Source organism: Streptomyces sp. NPDC088261 (assembly GCF_044740805.1).
Lineage (GTDB): Bacteria > Actinomycetota > Actinomycetes > Streptomycetales > Streptomycetaceae > Streptomyces.
Map to the genome: position 1 here is coordinate 189,155 of NZ_JBIURL010000008.1, position 23,683 is coordinate 212,837.

The following is a 23,683-nucleotide window of genomic DNA, read 5'->3' on the forward strand; positions in this document are numbered from 1 at the left end:
GCCACCAGGAATACCAGGAATACCAGGTACCCCAGAAACGCCGGAAACGCCCGGAAAGGCATCAGCCCATGGCTCGTCGTACCCGCGCGCTCGGCACGGTCGGTACCGCCCTGCTGGCCGCCGCCCTGCCCGCGACCGTACTCCCCGCCGAGGCGCTGTCCGCCGTCCCCGCCGCCCCCGCCGGCCCCCCGGCGGGGGCGGCCGGGCCGCGCGGCGAGCGGCGGGCGCCGGGCCAGGAGGGCACGGTACGGGCGGCGGACCTGCTGGCCGCGACCACGGCCTGCGCTCCGGTCTCGAAGGGGAAGTACCGCACCGACGCGGGCGCGGCGGCCACGGTTCCCGTCTGCGGCACGACGGGCGCGGTGTTCTGGAAGGCCGACATGGACATCGACTGCGACGGGCAGGTCACCGCCCACTGCAACACGACGACCGACCCCTGGTTCCAGGAGAGCACCGCGTTCGCCCAGTCCGACGGCAAGCCGCTGAACTCGGAGAAGCTGCCGTTCGTCGTCGTGCCGGCGCCGAGCGAGCTGTGGAGCTACCCGGCGTCGGGCATCCGCGGGGGCGGGGTGGTGGCCGTCGTGCACGGCGGGCGGGTGCGGTACGCGGTGGTGGGCGACACCGGCCCGGTGGGCATCATCGGGGAGGCCTCGTACGCCACGGCGGAGAGCCTGGGCATCCCGGCGCACCCCCAGCGGGGCGGTGTGGCCTCGGGGGTGACGTACATCCTGTTCAAGAACACCCGGGTCTCCCCCATCGAGAACCACGACGAGGCGGTCCGGCTCGGAGACGCGCTGGCGAAGAAGTTCGTACGGGAGAACGGCGGCGCGACGTAGAACAGCCCCGCCCTTGCTCAGGACGGGGCCGCTCGGCGCACGGTCAAAAGGTCAGACAGTCGAACAATCAAACGGTCGAACGGTCAAACAGTCGAACGACTAGACGATCCCCTCGGAGATCTCCGACTGCTCGCGCGCGTTCCCGTACGACTGTGGCGTGCTGTACGAGCCACGGGCCACGTACCACCACACCGTGGCGAGCACGAGCACGACGGCGAGCGCGACCACCGCGTAGTTCATGGAGTCGACGGTCACCGGGCTCGCCTGCGGGAGGCAGAAGAGGACGGTCACCCCGGCCACCCACGTCACCGCGATCCACCCGACCGGCCTGCTCCAGCGGCCGAGGTTCCACGGCCCGGGCTCAAAGCGCTTGCCCGCGCGCAGCCGCAGGTAGATCGGGATGGCGTACGCGGGGGTGATGCCGATGACGTTGATCGCGACGACGGCGTTGTACGCGGTCGTCGAGTACAGCGAGGGCAGGGCGAGCACGCAGGCGACGGCCACCGACAGCCACACCGCGTTGACGGGGGTCTGCGTACGGCTGCTGACGCGCCGCCACAGGGCGGAGCCCGGCAGCGCGTTGTCGCGGCTGAAGGCGAACACCATCCGGCTGGCGGCGGCGACCTCCGCGTTGCCGCAGAACAGCTGCGCGACGATCACGACCAGCAGCATCGCGGTGGCGCCGCTCGTGCCGAGCGCGTCGATGAGGATCTGCGCGGGCGGCACGCCGGTGGAGCTGTTCAGGGCGCCGGCGTAGTCCTGGATGGCGAAGGTGAGGCCGGCCAGCAGGGCGAAGCCGGCGATCCAGGAGACCCAGATGGCGCGCACGATGCCGCGCGCGGCCGTGACGGAGGCGTTCGAGGTCTCCTCGGAGAGGTGGGCGGAGGCGTCGTACCCGCAGAAGGTGTACTGCGCGAGGAGCAGTCCGACCGCCGCCACGTACAGCGAGTTGTGCCAGCCGGTGTTGTTGACGAACTCGGTGAAGACGTAGCTGGGCGACTGGTGGTGGGACGGCACGATCGCCAGGGCGCCGACGATGAGGGCGACACCGCCCAGGTGCCACCACACACTGACCGAGTTGAGCACACTGACCAGCCGTACGCCGAACAGGTTGAGCACGGCGTGCAGCAGCAGGATGCAGACGAAGATGACCATGGTCCAGCCCGGGGTGGGCTCGAACCCGAAGCGCAGGTTGAGGAAGGCCCCGGTGAACAGCGCGGCGCCGTAGTCGATTCCGGCGATCGCGCCGAGCAGCCCGAGCAGGTTCAACCACCCGGTGTACCAGCCCCACTTGCGGCCGCCCAGCCGGTCGGCCATGTAGTAGAGGGCGCCGGAGGTCGGATAGGCGCTGGTCACCTCGGCGAGTGCCATGCCGACGCAGAGGACGAACAGGCCGACGCCCGCCCAGCCCCAGAGCATCACCGCCGGACCGCCGGTGTTCATGCCGAAGCCGTACAGGGTCATGCATCCGGAGAGGATGGAGATGACCGAGAAGCTGATGGCGAAGTTGCCGAACCCGCCCATGCGGCGGGCGAGGACCGGCTGGTAGCCCAGTTCCCGCAGCCGTTGTTCTTCGTCCTTCTGCGGACCGAGGCCGGAGTTCGACCAGGCCGGCGGGGAAAGGGACACGGGATTTACCTCCGGGATGAAGCGGGACGAGGGGACCGGTACGGGCGAACGGGGTGGTGCGGAACGCGGTGCGGCGGTACGGAATGCGGGAGTACAGCGTGCGGGAGTACGGAATGCAGGAGTACGGGGTCCGGCGGCACGGAGTCGGCGCGCCGGAGTCGTGCGGTCGGAACGCGGCCGCGCCGGCCGGGGCCCCGGCTCAGCCCGGCGGGTCGCCCCGGGCCTCGCGGGCACCGGCGAGCGACCGGCTCCGGGCGCGGAGGAACATCTCCTCCGCCTGCCCGGGGTCCCGGGCGCGGTAGGCCCAGGGAAGGGTCGCGTAGAACGGTCCGAGCGCCTCGAACACCCGCGCCGCGGACTCGAATTGGAGCGATCCCCAGAGGGCGTGCGCGAGATGGCTGAGGTCGAGCAGCGAGGCCTCGGCCAGGACCGCCCGGTCGAACCACAGGTCCAGCGCCCGCGCCGCGTCCCGGGTGGCGTCCTCCGTGACCCAGTGCAGGTCGAGGGCCTTCTCCTGGCCGTTCTCACGGCGGTAGCGCTCCACCCGTACGTACAGCGGCAGCACGTGCAGGGCCGAGCCCGCCGGCGCCGTGGAGGCCGCCCACTGGGCGAAGTTGACGGCCTCGGCGAGCGAGCGGGAGCCCCGGCGCGCGTACACGAACTGGAGCATGCGGTGGTACGCCTCGCGGTTGTACGGGTCGCGCCGGTCGGCCTCGGACAGCAGTTCCCAGGGGCCGGGGAACAGCATCGGGCCCGGCGGCGCGAGCCGGTGCTCCTCCAGCCGCTGCCGGGAGTCGAGTTGGGACAGCGCGAGCAGGCACACCCACGGCACCGGGTCGTCGGGGGCGATCCTGGCCGCGGCGCCGCACGCCTCCCACCCCAGCTGCCACAGTTCCTTCGTGCGCGGATGCCCCTCCCGGTGCGCCCGCAGGGCGCGTTCGACCACGACACGGGTGTGCATCACCGTCGCGGCGACATTCGTGGGTTCCTCGGCGCGCCAGGTCTGGACGGCGTCCGAACCGGCGGCGACGGCCGCGAGGACCTGCGTCCGCTGGGTCCACAGGCCCCAACCCGGCGTAGCGGCCAGCAGGTTGCGCATCGACACCCAGCGCCCGGCCTTGAGGTCCTGCACGGCAGCACGCAACTCGCTGTCGTGGCCCGCCGGGTGGTAGACGGGGCGTATGTGCTCGGCCGCCATCAGCCCGGCCCCGGTGGACCCGGAACACGCGTGCGTCGGGTGTGTCGGGTGCGGCGCGGGCAACACCCGGATAGGCATGTGGTGGTCATGGATCCTCTGGCGCGGTGGAGTGCGAAGCGATCCGCTGCTGGTCGGGCGATTCAAGGGCGCCCTGCCGGTGCTCGGCGATCATTGTAGGTCCCGTCCCGTCAAAATCCGGTCGCTCGACCGACTTTTTACAACTCGTCACGCGCGTCACGGGAGTTTCGTACGGATCCGCCCGGCGCGCGGGCGCGTTCCCGTGCTCCCCGGTCCGCCGTGCCGCCCTTGACGCCGTCTCTGACCTGCACCACCCTTTCGCAGAGCGATCACGACCACCCGCACCACCTCCTGCGAGCGAAGAACGGGGACATGCGCCCGGCCCAGCACTCCCTCCCCGGCGTCCCGGCGCCCTCCTCCCGGCCGGTGCTCGCCGTCGACCAGGGCACGTCGTCCACCAAGGCACTGGTCATCTGTCCCGAACGCGGTGTGATCGGTACGGGATCGGCCCCGGCGGCCCCCCGCTACGGCCCCGGCGGCACGGTGGAGGTGGACCCGGCCCTGCTCCTCTCCTCCGTCGTCGAGGCGGGCCGCCGGGCGCTCGCGGACGCCGGTGAGCCCGTCGCCGCCGTCGGCCTCGCCAACCAGGGCGAGACGGTCCTGGCCTGGGATCCGGGGACGGGCGCCCCGCTGACCGACGCGATCGTCTGGCAGGACCGGCGGGCGGAGCCGCTCTGCGCCGAACTGGCCCCGCATGCCGCCCGGTTGAGAGAGCTGACCGGCCTGCCCGTCGACCCGTACTTCGCCGCGCCCAAGATGGCCTGGATCCGGCGCCGGCTCACCCGCGAGGGCGTGGTCACCACCAGCGACTCCTGGCTGGTCCACCGGTTGACCGGCGCCTTTGTCACCGACGCCGCGACCGCCGGGCGGACCCAGCTCCTCGACCTGGACCGTGTGGAGTGGTCGCCGGAGGCACGGGCGCTGTACGGGCTGGCCGACGAGGCGATGCCCGGGATCGTGGACGCGGCGGGACCCGTCGGCACCACCACCGCGTTCGGGCCCGAGATCCCGCTCACCGGCCTGCTGGTCGACCAGCAGGCCGCGCTGCTCGCCCAGGACGTGACGGAGCCGGGCACCGCCAAGTGCACCTACGGCACCGGGGCGTTCCTCCTCGCGCAGACCGGGCACCGGCCGCGCAGGGGCGCCTCGGGCCTGGTCAGCTGTGTCGCCTGGCGGCTGGGCGGCCGGACGAGCTACTGCCTGGACGGGCAGGTCTACACGGCCGCCTCCGCCGTACGGTGGCTCACCGATCTCGGGGTGATCTCCGGGGCCGGCGACCTGGATCCGGTCGGCCTGTCCGTGCCGGACAGCGGCGGGGTCACGTTCGTCCCGGCGCTCGCCGGGCTGGCCGCGCCGTGGTGGCGGGGCGACCTGCGGGGCTCGGTGACCGGTCTGGGGCTCGACACCGGCGCGGGGCATCTGGTCCGCGCCCTGTGCGAGGGGATCGCCGCCCAGGTCGTGGAGCTGGCCGACGCGGTGGCCGCCGATGTCGGGGTGCCGCTGACCGTGCTGCGGGTCGACGGCGGTCTGACCCGGTCGGCGCTGCTGATGCAGACCCAGGCGGACCTGCTGCAACGGCCCGTGGAGGTGTCCGCGCTGCCGGACGCCACGGCCCTGGGCGTGGGCGCCCTGGCGCGGCTGGGACTCGACCCGGGCCTCTCGCTGCCGGACGTGGTGCCGCCGTGGAAGCCGTCGGCCGTCTACGAACCGCGGATCGGCCCGGCCGAGGCCGCCGGCCGCCTCGGGGTCTTCCGCGCGGCCGTGGCCGCGCTGGTGGACCGTACTCCCCCGCCCGTCGCGGCCCCCTGAGCCTGGAGCACCATGACTGTCACCACTGCGGGGGTCCTGCCGGACGAGGTGTACGACGTCGTGGTCGTCGGCGCCGGGGTGGTCGGCGCGGCCCTCGCCCGCGAACTGACGCGGTACGACCTGCGGATCGCCTTCGTGGACGCGGCCGACGACGTCGGGGACGGCACGTCGAAGGCCAACACGGCCATTCTGCACACCGGTTTCGACGCCGTGCCGGGCTCGCTGGAGTCCCGGCTGGTCCGGGAGGGGCAGCGGCGGCTGGCCGCGTACGCCGAGGAGAGCGGCATCCCACTCGAGCCGGTCGGGGCGCTGCTCGTGGCGTGGGACGACGAGCAACTGGCCGCCCTGCCCCGGCTCATGGAGAAGGCCGAGCGCAACGACTGCCACGACACCCGCGTCATCGGGCCCGAGGAGGTCTACCGGCGCGAGCCGGCCCTCGGCCCCGGCGCCCTCGGCGCGCTCACCGTGCCCGGCGAGAGCGTCATCTGCCCGTGGACGACGACCCTCGCGTACGCCACCCAGGCGGTACGCGGCGGAGCCGACCTGCACCTCAACTGCCGCGTGGAGCGGGTGAGCGGCGGGTCCCCGCACGAACTCACCACCGGCCGGGGCCGGTTGCGTACGCACGTGCTGATCAACGCCGCCGGGCTGTACGCGGACGACCTCGACCGGCAGCTCGGCCACACCGACTTCACCGTGACCCCGCGCCGGGGCCAGCTGATGGTCTTCGACACGTTCGCGCGGGACCTGGTCCGGCACATCCTGCTGCCGGTGCCCACCGCCCTCGGCAAGGGGGTGCTGGTGGCGCCGACGGTGTACGGCAACGTCCTGCTCGGCCCGACCGCCGAGGACCTGACCGACCGGACCGCCACCCACTCCTCGGCCGAGGGGCTCGCCTTCCTGCGGGCGAAGGGGCGGCGGATCGTGCCCGCGCTCCTCGACGAGGAGGTGACGGCCGTGTACGCGGGGCTGCGCGCCGCGACCGGGGAGGACGACTACCGGATCCGCTGCCACCCGGGGCAGCGGTACGTGACGGTGGGCGGGATCCGCTCCACCGGGCTGACCGCGTCGATGGCGATCGCCGCCCATGTGGTCGGGCTGCTGGCGGAGGCGGGCGAGAAGCTGGGCGAGCCCCGGACCCTCGAACCGGTGACCATGCCCTGTCTCGGCCGGACCTTTCCGCGCCCGTACGAGCGCCCCGAGCTGATCGCCGCCGATCCCGAGTACGGCAGGCTCGTCTGCCACTGCGAGCGGGTCTCGCGCGGCGAGATCCGCGACGCCCTCGCCGCCACCGTCCCGGCCCGCTCGCTCGACGGACTGCGGCGGCGCACCCGCGCACGGGCCGGCCGGTGCCAGGGTTTCCACTGCGGCGCCGCCGTACGCGCGCTGCTCGACGCCGAAAATCCTGGCACGCCCAGCCCCCGTCCCGACACCACCGGCGCCCCCGTCACGTCCGACGGCGGCGCGTCCCCCCTGCGGCCGGAGGCCGGACCATGAACGCGACAGCAGACAACGGCGGGCCGCCCGGCGCCGTCCGCCGGGAGCGCTCCGTCGACGTACTGGTGGTCGGCGCGGGCCCGGCGGGTCTCGCGGCGGCGGCCCGGCTGGCCGCCACCGGAGCCGGCGCGGTCGAGGTCGTGGACCGTGAGGAGCAGGCCGGCGGGATCCCCCGGCACTGCTACCACGCCGGGTTCGGCCTGCGGGACCTGCGGCGCCCGATGAGCGGCCCCGCGTACGCCCGCCACTGGTCCGACACGGCCGCGGGGGCCGGTGCCCTCGTCCGTACGGGCGTCTCCGTGACCGGCTGGGCCGGTCCGCTGACCGTGGACACCACCAGCCGCGACGGACTGGAGCGGCTGACGGCGGGCGCGGTCGTCCTGGCGACCGGCGCGCGCGAACGGCCGCGCGCCGCGCGGCTGGTGCCCGGCACCCGGCCGGCGGGCGTGTTCACCACGGGGGAGCTCCAGCAGGCCGTCCACCTCCACCACCAGCCGGTCGGCGCCCGCGCCGTCGTCGTCGGGGCCGAGCCCGTCAGCTACTCCGCGGTACGCACGCTGCGCGACGCCGGGGTGGAGGTCGCCGCCATGGTCACCGACCAGCCGCGCCCTCAGTCCTCCTGGCCGGCGGGGTTCGGGGCCCGCCTGCACCGGCGCGTACCGCTCCTGACGGGCACGACAGTGACCGAGCTGTTCGGCCGGGGCCGGCTGACCGGCGTCGCGCTGCGGCACACCGACGGCAGGACGGTCACCCTCGGCTGCGACACGGTCGTCTTCACCGGCGACTGGATCCCCGAGCACGAGCTGGTCCGCCTGGGCGGCATCACGCTGGACCGGGGCACGCGGGGCCCCGCCGTCGACACCGTGTTCCGTACCGGCACGGCCGGGGTCTTCGCCGTCGGCAACCTGCTGCACGCCGTCGAGCCGGCGGGCACCGCCGCCCGGGAGGGGCGGCTCGTCGCGGGCCCGGTGCTGCGCTACCTCTCCGACGGGCGGTGGCCGGACCGGCAGCTGGCGGTGGAGGTCGACGCGCCCCTGCGGTGGGTGGCGCCGAACCGGATCGACCCCCGGGGCCCGCGCCCGCCGCTCGGCCGTTTCGCCCTCCGCACGGCACGGCCCGCCGGCCGCTTGTCGGCGCTGGTCGTCAGCCAGGACGGCCGGGTGCTGCACCGCGAGCGCCTGCGGCGCGGCGCGCTGCCGAACCGTCCGCTGTACGTCTCCGCCGACTGGATCGACCGGACGGATCCGGGCGGGGGCCCGGTCGTGATCACGGGCCAGGACGGCTGAACCCGTACGGGGGCCGGAGGCGTACGACGGCGTGAAGCGGCCCCACCGGCAAGGGGGGGTAGCCGGTGGGGCCGGGGCACGCACCGGCAAGGGGGTGGCCGGTGGGCCGAGGACCTCGGCGGCCCGGGGGGACGGGCCGCGAACTCGGGTCGACATGCGTCTGCCCGGTGTCCCACGGCATATGCGTACGGACCGAAAAGTTTTTCCGGCGGACCTGTCGATCCTGTCGTGCGACGCGCGTCGTACTGATGTAGGACGACCCAGAGGCACCATCCGCCCCAGGAGGAACCATGAAATACCTGCTGCTGATCTGCACGGACGACTCCGTCACCATCGACGACCCGGCCGAACTCGACGCCCAGCCCTGGGTGGACGAGATGGACGGCCGGGGCGCGCGCCTGATGGGTGACCGGGTGCGGCCCGCCGAGGACGTGACGACCGTACGGGTGCGGGAGGGCTCGCTGCTCCTCACGGACGGTCCCTTCGCCGACTCGAAGGAGCACATGGCCGGCTTCGACGTGATCGACTGCGCGGATCTGGACGAGGCGGTCGAGATCGCGTCGAAGCACCCGATGGCCCGGTTCGGCATGGTCGAGGTGTGGCCGTTCTGGACGGAGTGACGGAGTGACGGAGTGAGCGAGGGGGTGGGCGACGCCGTGGGCGACGCGGTCGCCCGCGCGTACGCCGAGGAGTGGGGCCGGATCGTGGCGTCCCTGATCCGGTTCACCGGCGACTGGGACCTGGCCGAGGAGTGCGCGCAGGACGCCTTCGCGCGGGCGGTGGAACGCTGGCCGCGCGACGGGGTGCCGCGCCGCCCCGGCGCCTGGCTCACCACCACCGCCCGCAACCGGGCGCTGGACCGGCTGCGCCGCGCCCGGACCGAGGCCAGGGCCGTACGGGAAGTGGCCGGCCTGGCGGACCGCGCGCCGGCGGGCGCACCGGCGGAACAGGAGGACGGAGTGGACGGGGACGGCTCGCTGCCCGACGACCGCCTGCGGCTGATCTACACCTGCTGCCACCCCGCGCTGGTGCCCGAGGCGCGCGTCGCCCTCACCCTGCGGTCGCTCGCGGGGCTGAGCACGGCGGAGATCGCCCACGCGTTCCTGGTCTCCGAGTCCACCATGGCGCAGCGCCTGGTCCGGGCGAAGAACAAGATCCGGAACGCGCGGATCCCCTTCCGGGTGCCGTCGGCCGACCGCCTGCCGGAGCGGACGGCGGCGGTGCTGAGCGTGCTGTACCTGCTCTACAACGAGGGGTACGGCGCCTCGGCCGGCGCGGTGCCCGTACGACGTGAACTGACCGCCGAGGCCATCCGGTTGACCCGGGTGCTGGCCGGGCTGCTGCCGGACGACACGGAGGTACGGGGCCTGCTCGCGCTCATGCTGCTGCACGACGCACGGCGTGCCGCGCGGGTCGACGCCGCCGGGGAGCTGGTGCCGCTGGAGCGGCAGGACCGTTCGCTCTGGGACCGGGACGGGATCGCCGAGGGGCTGTCCGTCCTGGAGGACGCGCTGCTGCGGCGCAGGCCGGGGCCGTACCAGGTGCAGGCGGCCGTCGCGGCCTGCCACGCCTCGGCGTCCGACGCGGCGGACACGGACTGGCCCCAGATCGCGCTGCTCTACCGCGAGTTGGCCAGGTGGTCGCCGGGGCCCGTGGTGGAGCTGAACCGCGCGGTGGCGGTCGCGATGTCCGAGGGTCCCGCGCACGGCCTCGCGCTGGTGGAGGACCTGGTCTCGGCGGGGGAACTGGCCGGCTACTTCCCGCTGTACGCCACCCGCGCCGATCTGCTGCGCCGGCTCGGCCGGTGGGACGGGGCGGTGGACGCGTACCGCGAGGCGGTCGCGCTGGCACCGACGGACGCGGAACGGCGTCATCTCGCGCGGCGCCTCGCGGAGGCGGAGGCACGGCGCGGGAAGGAGACGGGGAGGTGAGGTGCGGGGCGCACGCCCGGCCCGCGCCGGCCGGGCGTGCGCGGCGCGCTACTTCTTGGCGGTCTTCACCGCCTTGGGCACGAACATCTTGATGTCGGTCAGGCTCGCGCTGCCCTCGTACACGTTGGTGTACAGGTCCCCGATGACGAAGGAGTCGGGGTACGCGGATCCCGCCGGCCACTGGTTCGGCCAGGTGGCGCTTCCGTTGTTGTCGTTCTGCGTGAGCGTGTTGTTGAAGCGGCCGTCGTACTCGCTCGCCTTGACGTTGTAGTGCCAGATCGGCTTGTTGTCGACGATGAACGGCCGGTGGAACCGCAGCGTCTTCTGCCCGGCGCGGGCGAAGTTGCCGCTGGCCTCCAGCGTGTAGCCGGTCGCGTCCCGCTCGATGGCGAAGACGTAGTCCTGGTTCGGCATCAGCTCGGGCTGGAGCTCGGCCGCCGAGGACAGCTGCTGCTCGGCGACCCCGCCGGAGCAACTGGTCATGAACCACTGCGAGTTGCCCGCGAGGCCACCCTTGCCGGGGTTCCAGTTGGGCAGGCCGCTGATCCACATGTTGACCGTGTTGAAGCTGCTGTCCTTGTAGTCGTAGTACGTGTTGGTCGCGGAGTTGCAGACCCGTCCGCCGGTGCCGGTGCCCACCCGGTCGGGGTGCTGGGCGAAGGAGTCCATCAGGACCTTGCGGCGGTAGTGCCAGAAGTGGTTGTTGCGGGGGGCGGGGTTCGCGAAGTCCACGATCGACAGGTAGTGGAAGCCGTTGTAGCCGTACTTCCCGGCGCGGACGTCCTGCCACTCGCAGTACGGCGCTGACGCGTCACCCTCCCAGCCGGGGCTGTTGGAGCCCTCGCCCCAGGGGTGCTGCGTCTTGCAGCCGTCCTTGCTGTAGCCGTTGATCCGGTTGCCGTAGTCGATGGTCCCGTTGCGCTTCCCGCCGAAGTCCAGGGTCTTCAGGCGGTATTCGATGCGGTACTGGTCGGGCAGCGCCTGGGTGGGGCGGAAGATGGCGCCGCCGGTGTGGTCGGGCACCTTGAGCTGGGCGACGGTCTTGCCGCCCGCCCTGCCGTTGGTGATGGAGGGCGCCTTCTCGATCTGCCCGTCCTTGTTCCAGTCGCGGGCGGACAGCGAGGCGGTGAGCCAGCCGCCGTCACCGACCTTGAACTCCTTGCGGTACGTGGCGAAGGAGTTGAACGCGGTGTCCCAGGCGGGGCCGTAGTCGTTGCGGTACCACTGGCCGTTGTCCTCCATGATGGTGTCGAACGGCTGGCTGTACGTCTCGCGGGTCCACGGGGTGCGGTTCGGGTCGAGCGGCTTGCTGAAGTTCTCCGAGTGCAGCAATTGCCAGGCCGGTGCCTTGGGGGCGGCGGCCGCGGGCGCGCCGGCCTGGGTGGCCGCCGCCCGGGTGGTCGCGTCCTCGTCCGGCGCGGCCGAGGCCGTACCGAGGGTGAGGGGAACGACAAGCGCGCCGCAGACCAGGCCCGCCAGCGCGTAACGATGAGTGCGGGTCATCAGAAATTGCCTTCCGGATCGTAGTATTTCTGGGCGTTCTCCTTGGTGACACGAGGGGACGGGACGACCGTGTCCTTCTCGGTCTTCTTTCCGTCGAGGATGTCCACGGTCCTGTCGAGACCGAGGCCGCCGATCACGTCGGCGTCGTTGAGTCCGGTGACCAGGTAGTTGGTGCCGTCGAGGATGGCCTTGAGCGCCTCCGCCTGGCCGTCCACGCCGGCCAGCACGATGTCCTTGTCCCGGCCGGCGTCCTTGATGGCGCGCTGGGCGCCCAGGCACATGGCGTCGTTCTCGCAGAAGACGGCGTCGAGGTCGCTGTGCGAGGCGAGCAGGCTCTCCATGACGGTCAGGCCGCCGTCCGAGCTCCAGTTGCCGAAGTCGGGCGCCTCCACGATCTTGATGCCGGGGGCGCCCTCCAGCGCCGACTTCACGCCGTTCGTACGGGCCTGGCCGATGCTGTTGTCGGCGGGACCGCCCTTGACCAGGGCGACCGTGCCGCCCTGGGCGAGCCGCTCCACGAGGAACTGGCCGTTCTGCTTGCCGATGGCCTCGTTGTCGGGGCCGATCCAGCTGCTGTACGTGCCGGTGCGGAACTTGCGGTCGACCAGGACGGCGGGCTTGCCCGCGGCCTTGATGGAGTTGAGGACCGCGGGCGCGGACTCCAGCGGGCCGCCCGAGACGATCACGGCGTCCACGTCCTTGCTCAGCAGGTCCTCGACGTTGGAGGCGAGCTTCGCCGCGTCGCCGCCCGCGTCGGTGCTGACGGTCTCGACGCCCTTCTTCTCCGCCTGCGCCTTGATGGCCCGGTCCATGCCGTTGAAGTAGGGCCCGCTGAGCGTGAAGTTGGCGATGCCGACGGTGTACGAACCGTCGCCCTTGCCTCCCGTACCGCCGTCGGAGGAGCAGCCGGCGAGGGACGCGGCGAGCGCTCCGGCCACCAGGACCCCGGACGCTTTCTTCGTGATCATGAGGTTCGTGCCTTTCCGGTGCGCTGGACGAGGATGACGGCGACGATGATCAGGCCCTTGAGCACCTGCTGCCAGAAGCTCTGCACGTCGTAGAGGTTGAGCAGGTTGTTGATCAGCGCGAGGACGAGGACACCGGCGAAGGTGGCCCGTACGGAGCCCTTGCCGCCGGCCAGGCTCGCGCCGCCGATCACGCAGGCCGCGATCGCGTCGAGTTCGAAGGCGGTGCCGACACTGGGCTGGGCGATGCCGACGCGGCTGGCGAGGATGACCCCGGCGAGGCCCGCGCAGGCGCCGCTGATGGTGTAGGCGAGGACGATGTGGCGGCGTACGCCGATGCCGGCCAGCCGGACGGTCTCCGCGCTGCCGCCGATCGCCACGAGGGAGCGGCCGGCCGGGGTGCGGCTGAGGAAGATCCCGCCGAACAGGAAGACCCCGAGCATGATCAGGGTGGAGACTGGGATGGGTCCGAGGACGGCGGACCCCAGCTCGAAGAAGCCTTCCTTCTCGGGCGCCACCGGCGTCTCCGAATAGACGAAGGCCAGCCCTCTGATGGTGGTGAGCGCGGCGAGCGTCACCACGAACGGCGCCAGCTGGAAGCGGGCCACCAGCGTCCCGTTGACCATGCCGAAGGCCATCCCCGAGACGATGCCGACGAGCATGGCGAGGGGGACGGGGAGCCCGGACGACAGCCCGGCGGCGACGATGCCGGAGAAGGCGACCACCGAGCCGACGGACAGGTCGATCCCGCCGGTGAGGATGACGGTGAGCATGCCGTAGGCCAGCAGGCCGGTGGTGACCATCTGCTTGAGCAGGTTGGTGATGTTGCCCTCGGTGAGGAAGGCGTCCGTGGTGGAGCCCGCGACCGCGACGAACACGATCAGCAGCAGGGCGAGCCCGGCCTCCAGGGTGAGGTCGCGCCCCCCGACGATCAGCCTCGGCGTCCGCCGCGCGGGCGTTTCCTCCCCGGCCGGCCGCGCCGGGCCGCCGGGACCGTTCGACTCGGGGGGCTTGGTCAGTTGGTCGGTCATGCGGCGTGTCCGATCGCGTGGGCGAGGACGGTGTCCTCGGTCGTACGGTCCGAGGGGAGGTCCGCGGCGATCCGGCCCTCGTGCATCACCAGCACCCGGTCGGTGGCGCCCAGCACCTCGGTGAGGTCGGAGGAGATCAGCAGGACGGCGAGCCCTTCCCGCGCGAGCCGGTCGAGCATCCGGTAGATCTCGGCGCGGGTGGCCATGTCCACGCCCCGGGTCGGCTCGTCCAGCAGCAGGACGCGCGGCCCGGTGAGCAGCCATTTGGCGAGAACGGCCTTCTGCTGGTTGCCGCCGCTGAGCGCGCGGACGGGAAGTTTCGCGGAGTGCGCGGGCCGGATGTCCAGTTGCCGCACCATCGACTCGACCCGGCGTCCGCGTTCGCCGGTGTCGAGCAGCGGGCCCCTGGTGAAGGCGCGCAGGGTGGTGAGGCCGATGTTCTCGGCGGTGGACAGGCCGAGGACCAGGCCGGTGCGTTTGCGGTCCTCGGTGACGAGGGCGAGTCCGGCGGCGATCGCCTCCCGCGGGGTGCGGAAGCGGTCGGCGGTGCCGCCGGCCGTCCTGACGGTCCCGGAGCGGGCGGGTTCGGCGCCGAAGACGCAGCGGGCCAGTTCGCTGCGCCCGGAGCCGACCAGGCCGAACAGTCCGGTGATCTCACCCGCGCGCAGGGTGAAGGAGATGTCGGCGAACTCCCCCGGGCGGTGCAGCCCCGAGACGGTGAGCAGCGGTGCGCCCGGGTCGTGGCGGCGGTCCGGGTAGAGCTGGCCCGGCCGGCGCCCGGCCATCAGCCGGATGAGTTCGTTCTCGTCGGTGCGGTCGGGGGTGGTGGTGGCGACGGCCCGGCCGTCCTTGATCACGACGATGGAGGTGGCGAGTTCGGTCACCTCGGCGAGGCGGTGGGAGACGTACACGATGAGGACACCGCGCTGCTGTAAGCGGCGGATCAGCGCGAAGAGCGCCTCCAGGTCGTGGCCCGCCAGGACGGCGGAGGGCTCGTCGAGGACGAGGACGCGCGGCTCGCTGCCCTCGCTGACCAGTGCCTTAGCGATCTCGACCATCTGCTGTCTGGCGACCGTGAGGCGGCCCGCCCGGGTGCGGGGGTCGATGGCGCCGTACCCGATGGACTCCAGCAGGTCCCGGGCGCGGGCATGGGCGGCCCGCCAGTCGATGAAGCCGCCGAGCCGGCGCGGGAAGTGGCCCATGAGGAGGTTCTCGGTGACGGACAGCTCGGGTACGAGGGTCAGTTCCTGGTGGACCGTACGGATGCCGTGGAGGTGGGCGTCGTGCGGGGAGCGCAGGTCGACGTGCTCGCCGTCGAGCAGGAGTGCACCGGCGCTCATCCGTTCCGCGCCGGCCAGGATCTTGATCAGGGTGGACTTGCCGGCCCCGTTGGCGCCGACCACGGCGAGGACCTCACCGGCGTGCCCGGTCAGGTCGACGCCGTGCAGCACCTCGGTGGCGCCGTACGCCTTGCGCACCCCGCGGATCTCCAGGGCGGGCGGGGCGGACGGCCGGGGGGCCGGGGGTGTACGGGTCGTGCTGGTCACCCGAGGGCCTCCATCACCACGATGGTCTTCTGGCGGGTGAACTCCAGCGCCGTGTCGTGCAGGCCCTCGGCGGAGCCTCCGGTGTCCTTGGGGCCGCCGAAGGGCAGGTTCTCGGCGCGCAGCGCGGTGGAGCCGTTGATGACGACCCCGCCGACGTCGAGCCGGTGGGCGAGCTGGAAGGCGCGCCGGATGTCCTGGGTGAAGACGGCGGCCTGGAGTCCGTACGGGGACTCGTTGGCCATGCGTACGGCGTCGAAGGGGTCGGTGAACCGGGCGACGGGCGCGACCGGGCCGAAGATCTCGGCGGCGAGCGCCGGGCTGTCGGCGGGGACGTCGACGAGCACGGTGGGATCGCTGAACGCGCCCCGGCGGCCGCCTCCCGCGGCTTTGCGCGCGCCGTCGGAGACGAGTGCGGCGACGGCGGCCTCGACGCGTTCGGCCGCGTCCTCGCTGATCAGCGGTCCGACGTCGGTGCCGTCGGCCAGCTGGTCGCCGACGGTGAGTTTGGCGGCGCCCGCGAGGAGCGCGTCCACGAACGCGTCGTGGATGCCGTCCTGGACGTACACGCGCTTGACCGCGCAGCAGATCTGGCCGTTGCCGCGGGCCAGCCGGCCGAGGACGACGGCCTGGGCGGCGGCCTCCACGTCGGCGTCGTCGCAGACGATCAGGGCGTCGTTGCCGCCGAGTTCGAGGTGGACCTTCTTGAGGGTGTCGGCGGCGCGGCGGGCGATCTCACGGCCGGCGTGGGTGCTGCCGGTGAGGCTGACGGCGGCGGCGCCGGGCCGGCAGGCCAGCTCCTGGGAGACGTGGACGCCTCCGGTGAGGAGCTGGTGGGCGCCTTCGGGGGCGCCGGCGCGGGCGACCAGTTCGGCGATGCGCACCAGGGCGAGCGGGCAGCGTACGGGCGGGTGGACGAGCACGGCGTTGCCCGCGGCGAGCGCGGCGGCGGCCTTGTGCGCGTACAGCTCGACCGGGTAGTTGAACGGCACCAGGGCGGCGACGGGGCCCAGCGGTTCGCGGACGGTCACGGCGAGGTGGCGCTCCAGGCCCGGCACGGCGTCCAGGGGGATCTGCCGCCCGAAGAGCCGGGTGGCCTCGCCGGCGTACCCGCGGAAGATCCGGATCGCCGCCTTGACCTCCTCGGTGGTCTGGAAGAGGGGCTTGCCGTTCTCCGCGGCGAGTAACCGGGCCAGGTCGGCGGCCTCGGCCTCGATCAGGTCGGCGGTACGGAGCAGCAGTCGGGCCCGTTCGTGGGCGGGCAGGGCGGCCATGGCGCGCTGGCCGCGTTCGGCGGTGGCGAGGGCGGCGGTGAGCTGTTCCGGAGTGCTGTCCTCGATCTCGCCGAGGAGTTCGCCTGTTCCCGGGTTGTGCACGGGCAGCGGGGCGGTACGGGTCGACATGCGTCGCTCTCCCTGTACTGGCTTTGGCAGTTGGTCATGTCTGCGGAAAGTCGCTGCGATGCTGGCGCACCCTCCGTAATTCGTCAACAGATAAAACAAAATGGCTGGAGCACAGCGGTCGTGACCGTTCGGGCACGGCCGGGGGTCCGGTCGGCGCGCACGGCGCCCCGCGCGCGGCGCGTCTTCCCCCGGCGATGAACGGGGAGTGACCGGATCCGGTACGGCGCGGGAGGGCCCGGCGACGGTTCGCCACCGCCGGTGATCCCTGTGCGGTGATGGGTGTCGAGCGTTGGAACGTCGTTCACGCGCAGGCCACACCCGGTGCCAACCATCAAGGAGTAGCCAGGGGGCCGACCTCCGGCACGCTTGCTGATGCGTTCGCACTCGGGGAGACCGCACCATGTCACGCATACGCTCCGCAGTCACCGCGGTCGACCGCCGGTCCTTCCTCACCGCCACCGGGGCGGTCGGCGTCTCGGCGGGAATCGGACTCGCGCTCGGCGCGGGCGGCGGCTCGGGCGAGGCGTCCGCGGCGGCCGCGCCGACCACCCCGGCCGTCCCCGCGCCCCGCCCGCCGGCCGCCCCCGTCCCCGTCTCCCCGCGTCCCCTCCCCGCCCGTACCACCCTCGACACGGTGGCCGCGCCGCGCGGCGAGGCCGCGCCGTACCGCCGCCTGGGCGACGGGCCCGGCTGGCACAGGGTCGTACGGGACGACCTCGCCGCCCCCCGGTCGGGCCGCGAGGGCCGGCGTACCGTCCTCAGCTCGTTCGTCCAGCTCACGGACCTGCACCTGGTGGACGTCCAGCACCCGGTGCGCACGGAGTACCTGCGCTCCATGGACCTGTCGTCGTGGCGCCCCCAGGAGGCGCTGACCGTGCCGGGCGCGGTCGCGCTGGTCGAGCAGATCAACGCCCTGCGGAACGGCCCCGCCACCGGCGCCCCGCTCTCCTTCGCGGTGACGACCGGCGACAACACCGACAACAACTCGCTGGCGGAGCTGGACTGGTTCCTGACGGTGATGAGCGGGGGCCGGGTCACCCCCAACACCGGGGACCCCCGGCGGTACGAGGGCGCCCAGAACTCCGGCGAGCGGCTGTTCTGGCACCCGGAGGACACCCGCCCGGACACGGACAAGAAGCTCGGCTACCCAGGGATCGAGGGGTTCCTCGCGGCGGCGATCCGCCCGGTCAACAGCCCCGGGCTGCGGATGCCGTGGTTCTCGACCGTCGGCAACCACGACACGCTGGCGAGCGGCGCCATGGCCGACCGGAGCGGCTTCCTCGCGGACTTCGCGGTCGGGGGGAAAAAGCTGTACGGCGTCTCCGACAGCGCGGCGGCCACTCTCCGGCAGACCCTGAAGAGCGGCAGCCGCCCGGCCGGCGGTGGCCTGGTCGACCTGCTGCGCGCCTCCACGCGGTCGATGCGCGCGATCACGCCCGATCCGGGCCGGGCGCCGTTCGGCCCGCGCGAGTACCTGACCGCGCACCTGGACCCGGCGCGCGCGGGGGCGGGTCCGGCGGGACACGGCTACACGGCGGAGAACCTGGACAGCGACACGCTCTACTACACCTTCCCCATGGGCGAGAACGTCACCGGCATCAGCCTGGACACCACGGACCGGGGAGGCCACTTCCTCGGGTCGCTCGGCACGGAACAGCTGACCTGGCTGGAGCGCACGCTCACCGCCCACAAGGACCAGTACGTCGTCGTCTTCAGCCACCACAACAGCTGGACGATGACCAACACCCACCGCGACCCCGCGAAGCCCGGCGAGGCCCGGCACTCCGGTGACGAGGTGGTCGCGCTGCTCCAGAAGCACCGCTCCGTGCTGGCCTGGGTCAACGGGCACAGCCACCGCAACTCGGTGCTGGCGCACGGGAGTTTCTGGGAAATCTCCACCGCCTCGCACATCGACTTCCCGCAGCTCGCCCGGGTGATCGAGATCGCCGACAACAACGACGGCACCCTCTCCCTCTTCACCACGCTCATCGAGTCGTCGGCCCCGCACCGCACGGACTTCCACGACCTCTCGCAGACCGGACTCGCGTCCCTGTACCGGGAGTTCTCGTTCAACGCACCGGGCGCGGGCAAGGCCGGCGCGGGCACGTCCACGGACCGCAACACCGAGCTGCTGCTGAGGCGCTGAGCGGGCGGCGGGATCAACTCCCGTACCAGGGACGATTATTCGGTATCCAGGGCTGCCGCTCTCCGGTTAGCATCCAGCCGCAGGTCCAGGCTTGCGCTGTGTTCGGACCCATTCCTGAGTGACCGTCAGGTTCGGGGGCGCGAGGCCGCTCAGCCGTGCCGGCCCCGCCGTGCCTTTCGGTCGGCTCCCTGACCAGAACTGGTACTCCCTTGCGCCTCAGACCCACGGGGTCTCCCACCCCCTTGCTCAGACTCTCCCGTGTGACCGGCCGGCTGCTCCCGCCCCTGCTCGCCCTGGCCGTACTGGCCGGGGCCGGTGTGAACAGCGGCTACACACCCCCGCGAACCGAGTTGGCCGCCGACTACGACTGGTACGAGGACACCGCCGCCGAGCAGTTGCGGCAGGACCAGTGCCTGATGAGCGACGTCCTGCGGCTGGGCGGGCCGGCCATGGCCACCACCGCGAAGGACGCGCTCAACCAGACTCCGGAGCGGCTGCGGCAGCTGGCCGACCGGGAGTTCTGGGAGGACACTCCGCTCGCCGCCGCGTACGCGTCGGACCAGAATGCCGCGTCCGCCGAGCTGGACCGGCTCGACGCGCTCCACGACAGCTGGAAGATCACCGGGCTGGAGACGCCGGGCGGCTTCAAGTCCGTCGTCGACTTCGAGTGGCCGCCCGGGACCAGCGGTGACGACGGCCAGGACTTCCACACCCAGACCGGCCTCACGACGTGGATCGCCGACCGGTTCTGGAAGCACGAGGACGACTTCTACGAGGACGCGACCCCGCCGGCCGACGCGGCGACCGTCAAAGCGGTCAAGGCGCTGGGCAAACCGCTGTACGGCAGCGCCCCCAGCCCGTCCGCGCCCGACTGGGACCGGCAGGTCGCCCTGCGGGACGCCTACGAGCACCTGACGGCCTGGAGCCTGGAGCCGACCGGCGCGGACAACGCGCGCCTCTTCCTCAGCTCGGGCGGCTTCCCGGACAAGGCGCCGGTGCCGGGCACCGCCGAGTACCGGGTCGCGGTGGAGGACCTCAAGTCCCGCTTCGCCGCGTGCGCGTGGCGTGACCCGATGGACCCCGAGAAGGTCCTGGGCGGTGTGTCCGCCACCGCCGGGGCGGAGTGGCAGCAGGAGATCGTCTCCCAGGCCGCCAAGCGCAACGACATCCTGACCGCGAACAAGAACGCCGTCCAGGCGCTGACCGTGGCCTCCGAGTCGATGGGCAGGATGCTCGGCCACGCGTGGGTCGCCGACCACATCACCCGCTGGCAGGACTACTGGTCCTCGGGCGGCATCGGCTGGATCGGCTACGCCCCGATGGCCGTCCAGATCCCGGGTGCGGCGGGCAAGTGCCTGGGCGTACAGGGGTCCGGCACCGCGAACGGCACGGCGGTCGAGGTCGTCACCTGCGGCACGGCCGCCGCGCAGCAGTGGCGGATCAACGGGGGCTACGGCGAGGGCTACAGCCTCCAGAACGTCAACGCGCAGAAGTGCCTCGACGTCGCCACCAACCAGACGAAGATCCAGATCTCGGCCTGCAACGGCGCCTCCACGCAGGTGTGGAAGTTCAGCGTCCGGGCCAGTGCCACCCTCCAGAACCTGGGGGTGAACAAGTGCCTGAACTTCCCCGCGTACACCGTCGGACAGGACGCGCTCGCTGCCGCGTGCGGTACGGCCGCCACGCAGAAGGTGCTGTTCAAGGTCTCCGCGCACGACGGCACCGTTCCCCCGACGGCGGAGTTCACCAAGGCGTCGCAGCGGCTCAGCGCCGCCCGCACGGGAGCGCTGGCCGAACTGGCCGAACTGAAGCGCCAGTCGACGGCCGCGACGGCCGCCCAGACCGCCAGCACCACCGCCGAACAGGCGGCGTACGCCATCGCGGACGCCAACGGGGCGCCACGGGGCCGCGGTCTGCTGGTGGGCCAGCAGAAGGCGCAGGTCACGCAGGGAGCGGCAGCCGCGGTCGCGGCGCTGGTGAAGGCGGGCGAGACCGCCGAGGCGGCCACCCGGGCGGCTGCCGCGGACAGCGCCACGGTCGCCCAGCGGGCGCTGGCGCAGGCCGCGCAGTCCAAGGCGGAGTTCCGCAATCAGGCGGCGTACCGGGCCGAACTCCAGGCCAAGGCGGCCGCCGACGCGGCCAAGCTGCACCGTGACAACGCCAAGAAGGACAAGGAGCTGGCCGAGGCCAAGCTCGCCGAGTCCCTGGTCGCGGAGGGGGACGCCAAGGCGGCGGCGGCCGACGCGCACGCCAAGCGGCTGAAGGCCGAGGCCGAAGAGGCCACGGCGAAGTCGGAGAAGGAAACCGCCGACCTCAAGAAGTCGGAGGCGGCCCGGCACCGGCAGACCGCGGAGACCGAAGCGGCCAACGCCGAGAGCGCCAAGGGCAGGGCCGAGACGGCCGAGGCCACGGCGGTGGCCAGGAAGAAGGACGCCGAGGGCGCCCGGGACCGGGCCAGGGAACTGCGCGACGACGCGTGGGACGCCCAGCAGAAGGCGGACGCGGAGCGCGCCAAGGCCGACGCCAAGCAGGCCTACGCCGAATCCCTGGACGCGGGGGACGCGGCGGACGCCGCGCGGACGGCCGCCGACGACGCCGACCGGCACGCGGACGACTCCGAGGCCGCGGCGGGCCGGGCCCGTACCGCCGCCGACGCGGCCACCCGGGCGGCGGCGGACGCCGACGCGGCGGCGACCCGCGCGGAGGCCGCCGCCGAGCGCTCCCGGGCGGCAGCGGACGCGGCGCAGGCGGCGAAGCTGCGGGCGGACGCCGCGGTGCGCACCGCGACGAGCGCCGCCGCCGACGCCATCGACGCCTCCGCACACGCGTCGGCCGAGGCCGCGTTGTCGGTCGAGGCGGCCAACGCCGCCCAGACGCACGCGAAGACGGCCAGGACCGAGGCGGACGCCGCCCAGGCCGAGGCCGACAAGGCCACCGCCGCCTCGGCGAAGGCCGCGGGATTCGCCTACGTCACCGCGCAGGCGGCGGTGGACGCCGGGAACGCGGCGTCACAGGTCGCGGCTCCCGCGAACGACGCCATCCAGCTCGGCTCGCCGTACGTCACCACGGACTCGGCCGCCTCTCTGGTGGTCCTGTCCGGCCAGGCGGCGAAGACCGTCGCCGAGCAGCAGAAGGCCGTCGCTGACGCCCACGCCGCCAACGCGGCCGAGGAGGCGGCCGCCGCCCAGGTCATCGCCGACCAGGCACAGGGCGACGCCAAGTCCGCCTATCAGCACGCGGCGACCGCCGCCAAGTACGCCGCGGACGCCCGCAGTTACTCGAAGGAGGCGCTGAGCTACGCGGCCGCGGCGGCGACCGCGGCGGCGAAGGCCCAGCAGTCACTCGCCCGCACCATCGAGTACGACCGGCAGGCCACGGCCGACGCGGACGCCGCCGACCAGGCCGCCGGCCGTGCCGAGGGGTACGCCGAGGCCGCCCGTACCTCGGCCGACGCCGCCGCCCTCGACGCCGACGCCGCCCGCGCGGCCGCCGCGCGGGCGGAGGAGTCCGCGAGCGCGGCGAGGGCCGCCGCCGAGCGGGCCGACGCCGCGGCGACGGCGGCGGAGGAAGCCGCCAAGGACGCCCAGAAGTACGCCGAGTCCGCCCAGGAGGCCGCGACCCAGGCCGAGAACGCGGCGAACACCGGGCAGATCGAGGCCGGGACGGTCCCGGACGAGGCCGGCGGACTGATCGGTGGCGTGTTCTACGTCGTCGACCACATCGAGCAGGTCGGCGAACCGAAGGTCATCAGGAAGACGGAGGGCTGCGACGGCTGGTTCGACCAGCTCTTCTACGACGGCGACTGCACGATGACCCAGAAGATCGGCTACAAGGCCGATCTCGACCTCTACCTGTGCACCACGGAGGTGTGGGAGAACTCGTGCTTCTCCGGGGACACCCTGTACCTGGGCGAGCAGAAGACGGACACGGTATACACCGAGGTCACGCACACCATCACGATCGCGGAGTACCAGCAGGGCGTCGACCCCGTCGACATCCTCTTCGGAAGCTGGATCCGCTGCGCCCAGAAACTCACCCCCGGGGGTGAGAACGGAAGCTGGGGCGGGTGCGCCTGGGCCGTCGTGGATGTGGCGAGCCTGTTCGCGGGCAAGATCATCCGCCCCATCGCGGACGCCGTCCGGGCGATGGACGGTGCCGCCAGGACCGGAATCGGGTTCATCGACGCGTGGGCCGCGCTGCGCTCCCTCCGGTTGTCCGAGGTCGCCGTCGCGGGCATCGCCGCCAAGATCATGCAGGCGGTGTACAGGGCGTGTGAATCGGCCTCTTCGAGGGCGCCGGCGGCCTCCGGCGCCCGGGCGCTCGCCGCGCAGGGGTCGCCTCAGGAGTGCGTCGAGAAGATCCTCAAGGACCTGGTGAAGGACGGGGACCACATCGTCCTCGGCATCAACCCCTACGCGGACGAGCTGGCGGAGGCGATCGGCGCCGACACGTTCAACAACAAGGCCTACGGAACGAACCTGCCGCGCGAGATGGGGATGGGCGAGCGTCCGATCTGGACGGTCGGAGTCGAGAGGACGGTGTCCAACCCCAACGTGAAGTTGTCGGTCTCACTGGACGGCGTCGCCGGCGCCGCCAACGAGAACGAGGCGCTCAGCGCGCTCCTCCTGCGCGGTGAGACGATCAGCGGCAACGACTGGGAACTGATCAGGTCCAGCGGCTACGGCACTGCCTGGGAGATGATCAAGCTGCGCACCGCGGTCAGGCTGGGCCAGCGCACCTGGAAGTCGATCGAGTGGCACATGGGCGGCAAGCGGGTCTTCCCCGACCCCTTCAAGCTGGCCAACGGGGAGCCGGTGCCGTGACCGA

The 23,683-nt window shown here is 72.8% G+C and carries 15 protein-coding genes; 8 read left to right on the forward strand and 7 right to left on the reverse strand.

The genetic code is table 11. The features are described 5' to 3' along the window. The first annotated feature begins 68 nt into the window (after positions 1 to 68). On the forward strand, positions 69 to 836 hold the full coding sequence (locus ACIODU_RS17970) for a glycoside hydrolase family 75 protein (protein WP_401768512.1): 768 nt from the start codon (positions 69 to 71) through the stop codon (positions 834 to 836). A 99-nt stretch (positions 837 to 935) separates the two neighbouring features. On the opposite strand, the gene ACIODU_RS17975 is transcribed toward ACIODU_RS17970, so the two are convergent. Together ACIODU_RS17975 and ACIODU_RS17980 are read right to left on the reverse strand one after the other, a co-directional pair. Continuing rightward, entirely contained in the window at positions 936 to 2,465 is a 1,530-nt protein-coding gene (locus ACIODU_RS17975; RefSeq protein ID WP_356422909.1) for an amino acid permease, read from the reverse strand. A 199-nt stretch (positions 2,466 to 2,664) separates the two neighbouring features. Then, positions 2,665 to 3,663 (reverse strand): hypothetical protein, encoded by a 999-nt coding sequence (locus ACIODU_RS17980; protein WP_356422912.1) that lies wholly within the window; start codon positions 3,661 to 3,663, stop codon positions 2,665 to 2,667. A gap of 390 nt (positions 3,664 to 4,053) precedes the next feature. Here ACIODU_RS17980 and ACIODU_RS17985 point away from each other — a divergent pair, with 390 nt between their 5' ends. The 5 genes from ACIODU_RS17985 to ACIODU_RS18005 all read left to right on the forward strand — a co-directional run bounded on the left by ACIODU_RS17985 (position 4,054) and on the right by ACIODU_RS18005 (position 10,264). Continuing rightward, positions 4,054 to 5,550 carry an FGGY family carbohydrate kinase gene (locus ACIODU_RS17985; RefSeq protein ID WP_401768737.1) on the forward strand — a complete coding sequence of 499 codons (1,497 nt, stop codon included), beginning with the start codon at positions 4,054 to 4,056 and terminating at the stop codon, positions 5,548 to 5,550. A 12-nt stretch (positions 5,551 to 5,562) separates the two neighbouring features. Continuing rightward, positions 5,563 to 7,047, forward strand: a complete 1,485-nt coding sequence (locus tag ACIODU_RS17990; RefSeq protein ID WP_401768515.1) for an FAD-dependent oxidoreductase — start codon at positions 5,563 to 5,565, stop codon at positions 7,045 to 7,047. Further along, positions 7,044 to 8,333, forward strand: a complete 1,290-nt coding sequence (locus tag ACIODU_RS17995; protein ID WP_401768517.1) for an NAD(P)/FAD-dependent oxidoreductase — start codon at positions 7,044 to 7,046, stop codon at positions 8,331 to 8,333. The genes ACIODU_RS17990 and ACIODU_RS17995 overlap by 4 nt, the downstream gene beginning before the upstream one ends. Before the next feature lie 290 nt (positions 8,334 to 8,623). After that, the gene (locus ACIODU_RS18000; protein WP_327238099.1) at positions 8,624 to 8,953 is read left to right on the forward strand and encodes a YciI family protein; all 330 of its coding nucleotides are present in this window, start codon (positions 8,624 to 8,626) and stop codon (positions 8,951 to 8,953) included. Between the two features lie 12 nt (positions 8,954 to 8,965). Further along, complete coding sequence (locus tag ACIODU_RS18005; RefSeq protein WP_401768519.1) at positions 8,966 to 10,264, forward strand: RNA polymerase sigma factor; 1,299 nt, start codon at positions 8,966 to 8,968, stop codon at positions 10,262 to 10,264. 48 nt (positions 10,265 to 10,312) lie between these two features. On the opposite strand, the gene ACIODU_RS18010 is transcribed toward ACIODU_RS18005, so the two are convergent. Genes ACIODU_RS18010 through ACIODU_RS18030 form a run of 5 tightly spaced genes read right to left on the reverse strand, consistent with a single transcriptional unit; the run spans position 10,313 to position 16,710 of the window. Continuing rightward, complete coding sequence (locus tag ACIODU_RS18010) at positions 10,313 to 11,767, reverse strand: mucin-5B (RefSeq protein ID WP_401768521.1); 1,455 nt, start codon at positions 11,765 to 11,767, stop codon at positions 10,313 to 10,315. Beyond that, the gene (locus ACIODU_RS18015; RefSeq protein WP_356422925.1) at positions 11,767 to 12,735 is read right to left on the reverse strand and encodes a substrate-binding domain-containing protein; all 969 of its coding nucleotides are present in this window, start codon (positions 12,733 to 12,735) and stop codon (positions 11,767 to 11,769) included. Before ACIODU_RS18015 ends, ACIODU_RS18010 begins: the two co-directional genes overlap by 1 nt. Beyond that, positions 12,732 to 13,763 (reverse strand): ABC transporter permease, encoded by a 1,032-nt coding sequence (locus ACIODU_RS18020; RefSeq protein WP_401768522.1) that lies wholly within the window; start codon positions 13,761 to 13,763, stop codon positions 12,732 to 12,734. The genes ACIODU_RS18015 and ACIODU_RS18020 overlap by 4 nt, the downstream gene beginning before the upstream one ends. Continuing rightward, positions 13,760 to 15,310 (reverse strand): sugar ABC transporter ATP-binding protein, encoded by a 1,551-nt coding sequence (locus tag ACIODU_RS18025; RefSeq protein ID WP_401768524.1) that lies wholly within the window; start codon positions 15,308 to 15,310, stop codon positions 13,760 to 13,762. The genes ACIODU_RS18020 and ACIODU_RS18025 overlap by 4 nt, the downstream gene beginning before the upstream one ends. Further along, positions 15,307 to 16,710: an aldehyde dehydrogenase family protein gene (locus tag ACIODU_RS18030; RefSeq protein WP_401768527.1), complete on the reverse strand. Its 1,404-nt coding sequence runs from the start codon at positions 16,708 to 16,710 to the stop codon at positions 15,307 to 15,309. The genes ACIODU_RS18025 and ACIODU_RS18030 overlap by 4 nt, the downstream gene beginning before the upstream one ends. A gap of 400 nt (positions 16,711 to 17,110) precedes the next feature. Here ACIODU_RS18030 and ACIODU_RS18035 point away from each other — a divergent pair, with 400 nt between their 5' ends. Beyond that, the gene (locus ACIODU_RS18035) at positions 17,111 to 18,856 is read left to right on the forward strand and encodes a TIGR03767 family metallophosphoesterase (protein ID WP_401768529.1); all 1,746 of its coding nucleotides are present in this window, start codon (positions 17,111 to 17,113) and stop codon (positions 18,854 to 18,856) included. Positions 18,857 to 19,116: 260 nt separating this feature from the next. Beyond that, positions 19,117 to 23,679, forward strand: a complete 4,563-nt coding sequence (locus ACIODU_RS18040) for a polymorphic toxin type 27 domain-containing protein (protein ID WP_401768532.1) — start codon at positions 19,117 to 19,119, stop codon at positions 23,677 to 23,679. Positions 23,680 to 23,683: the final 4 nt, after the last annotated feature.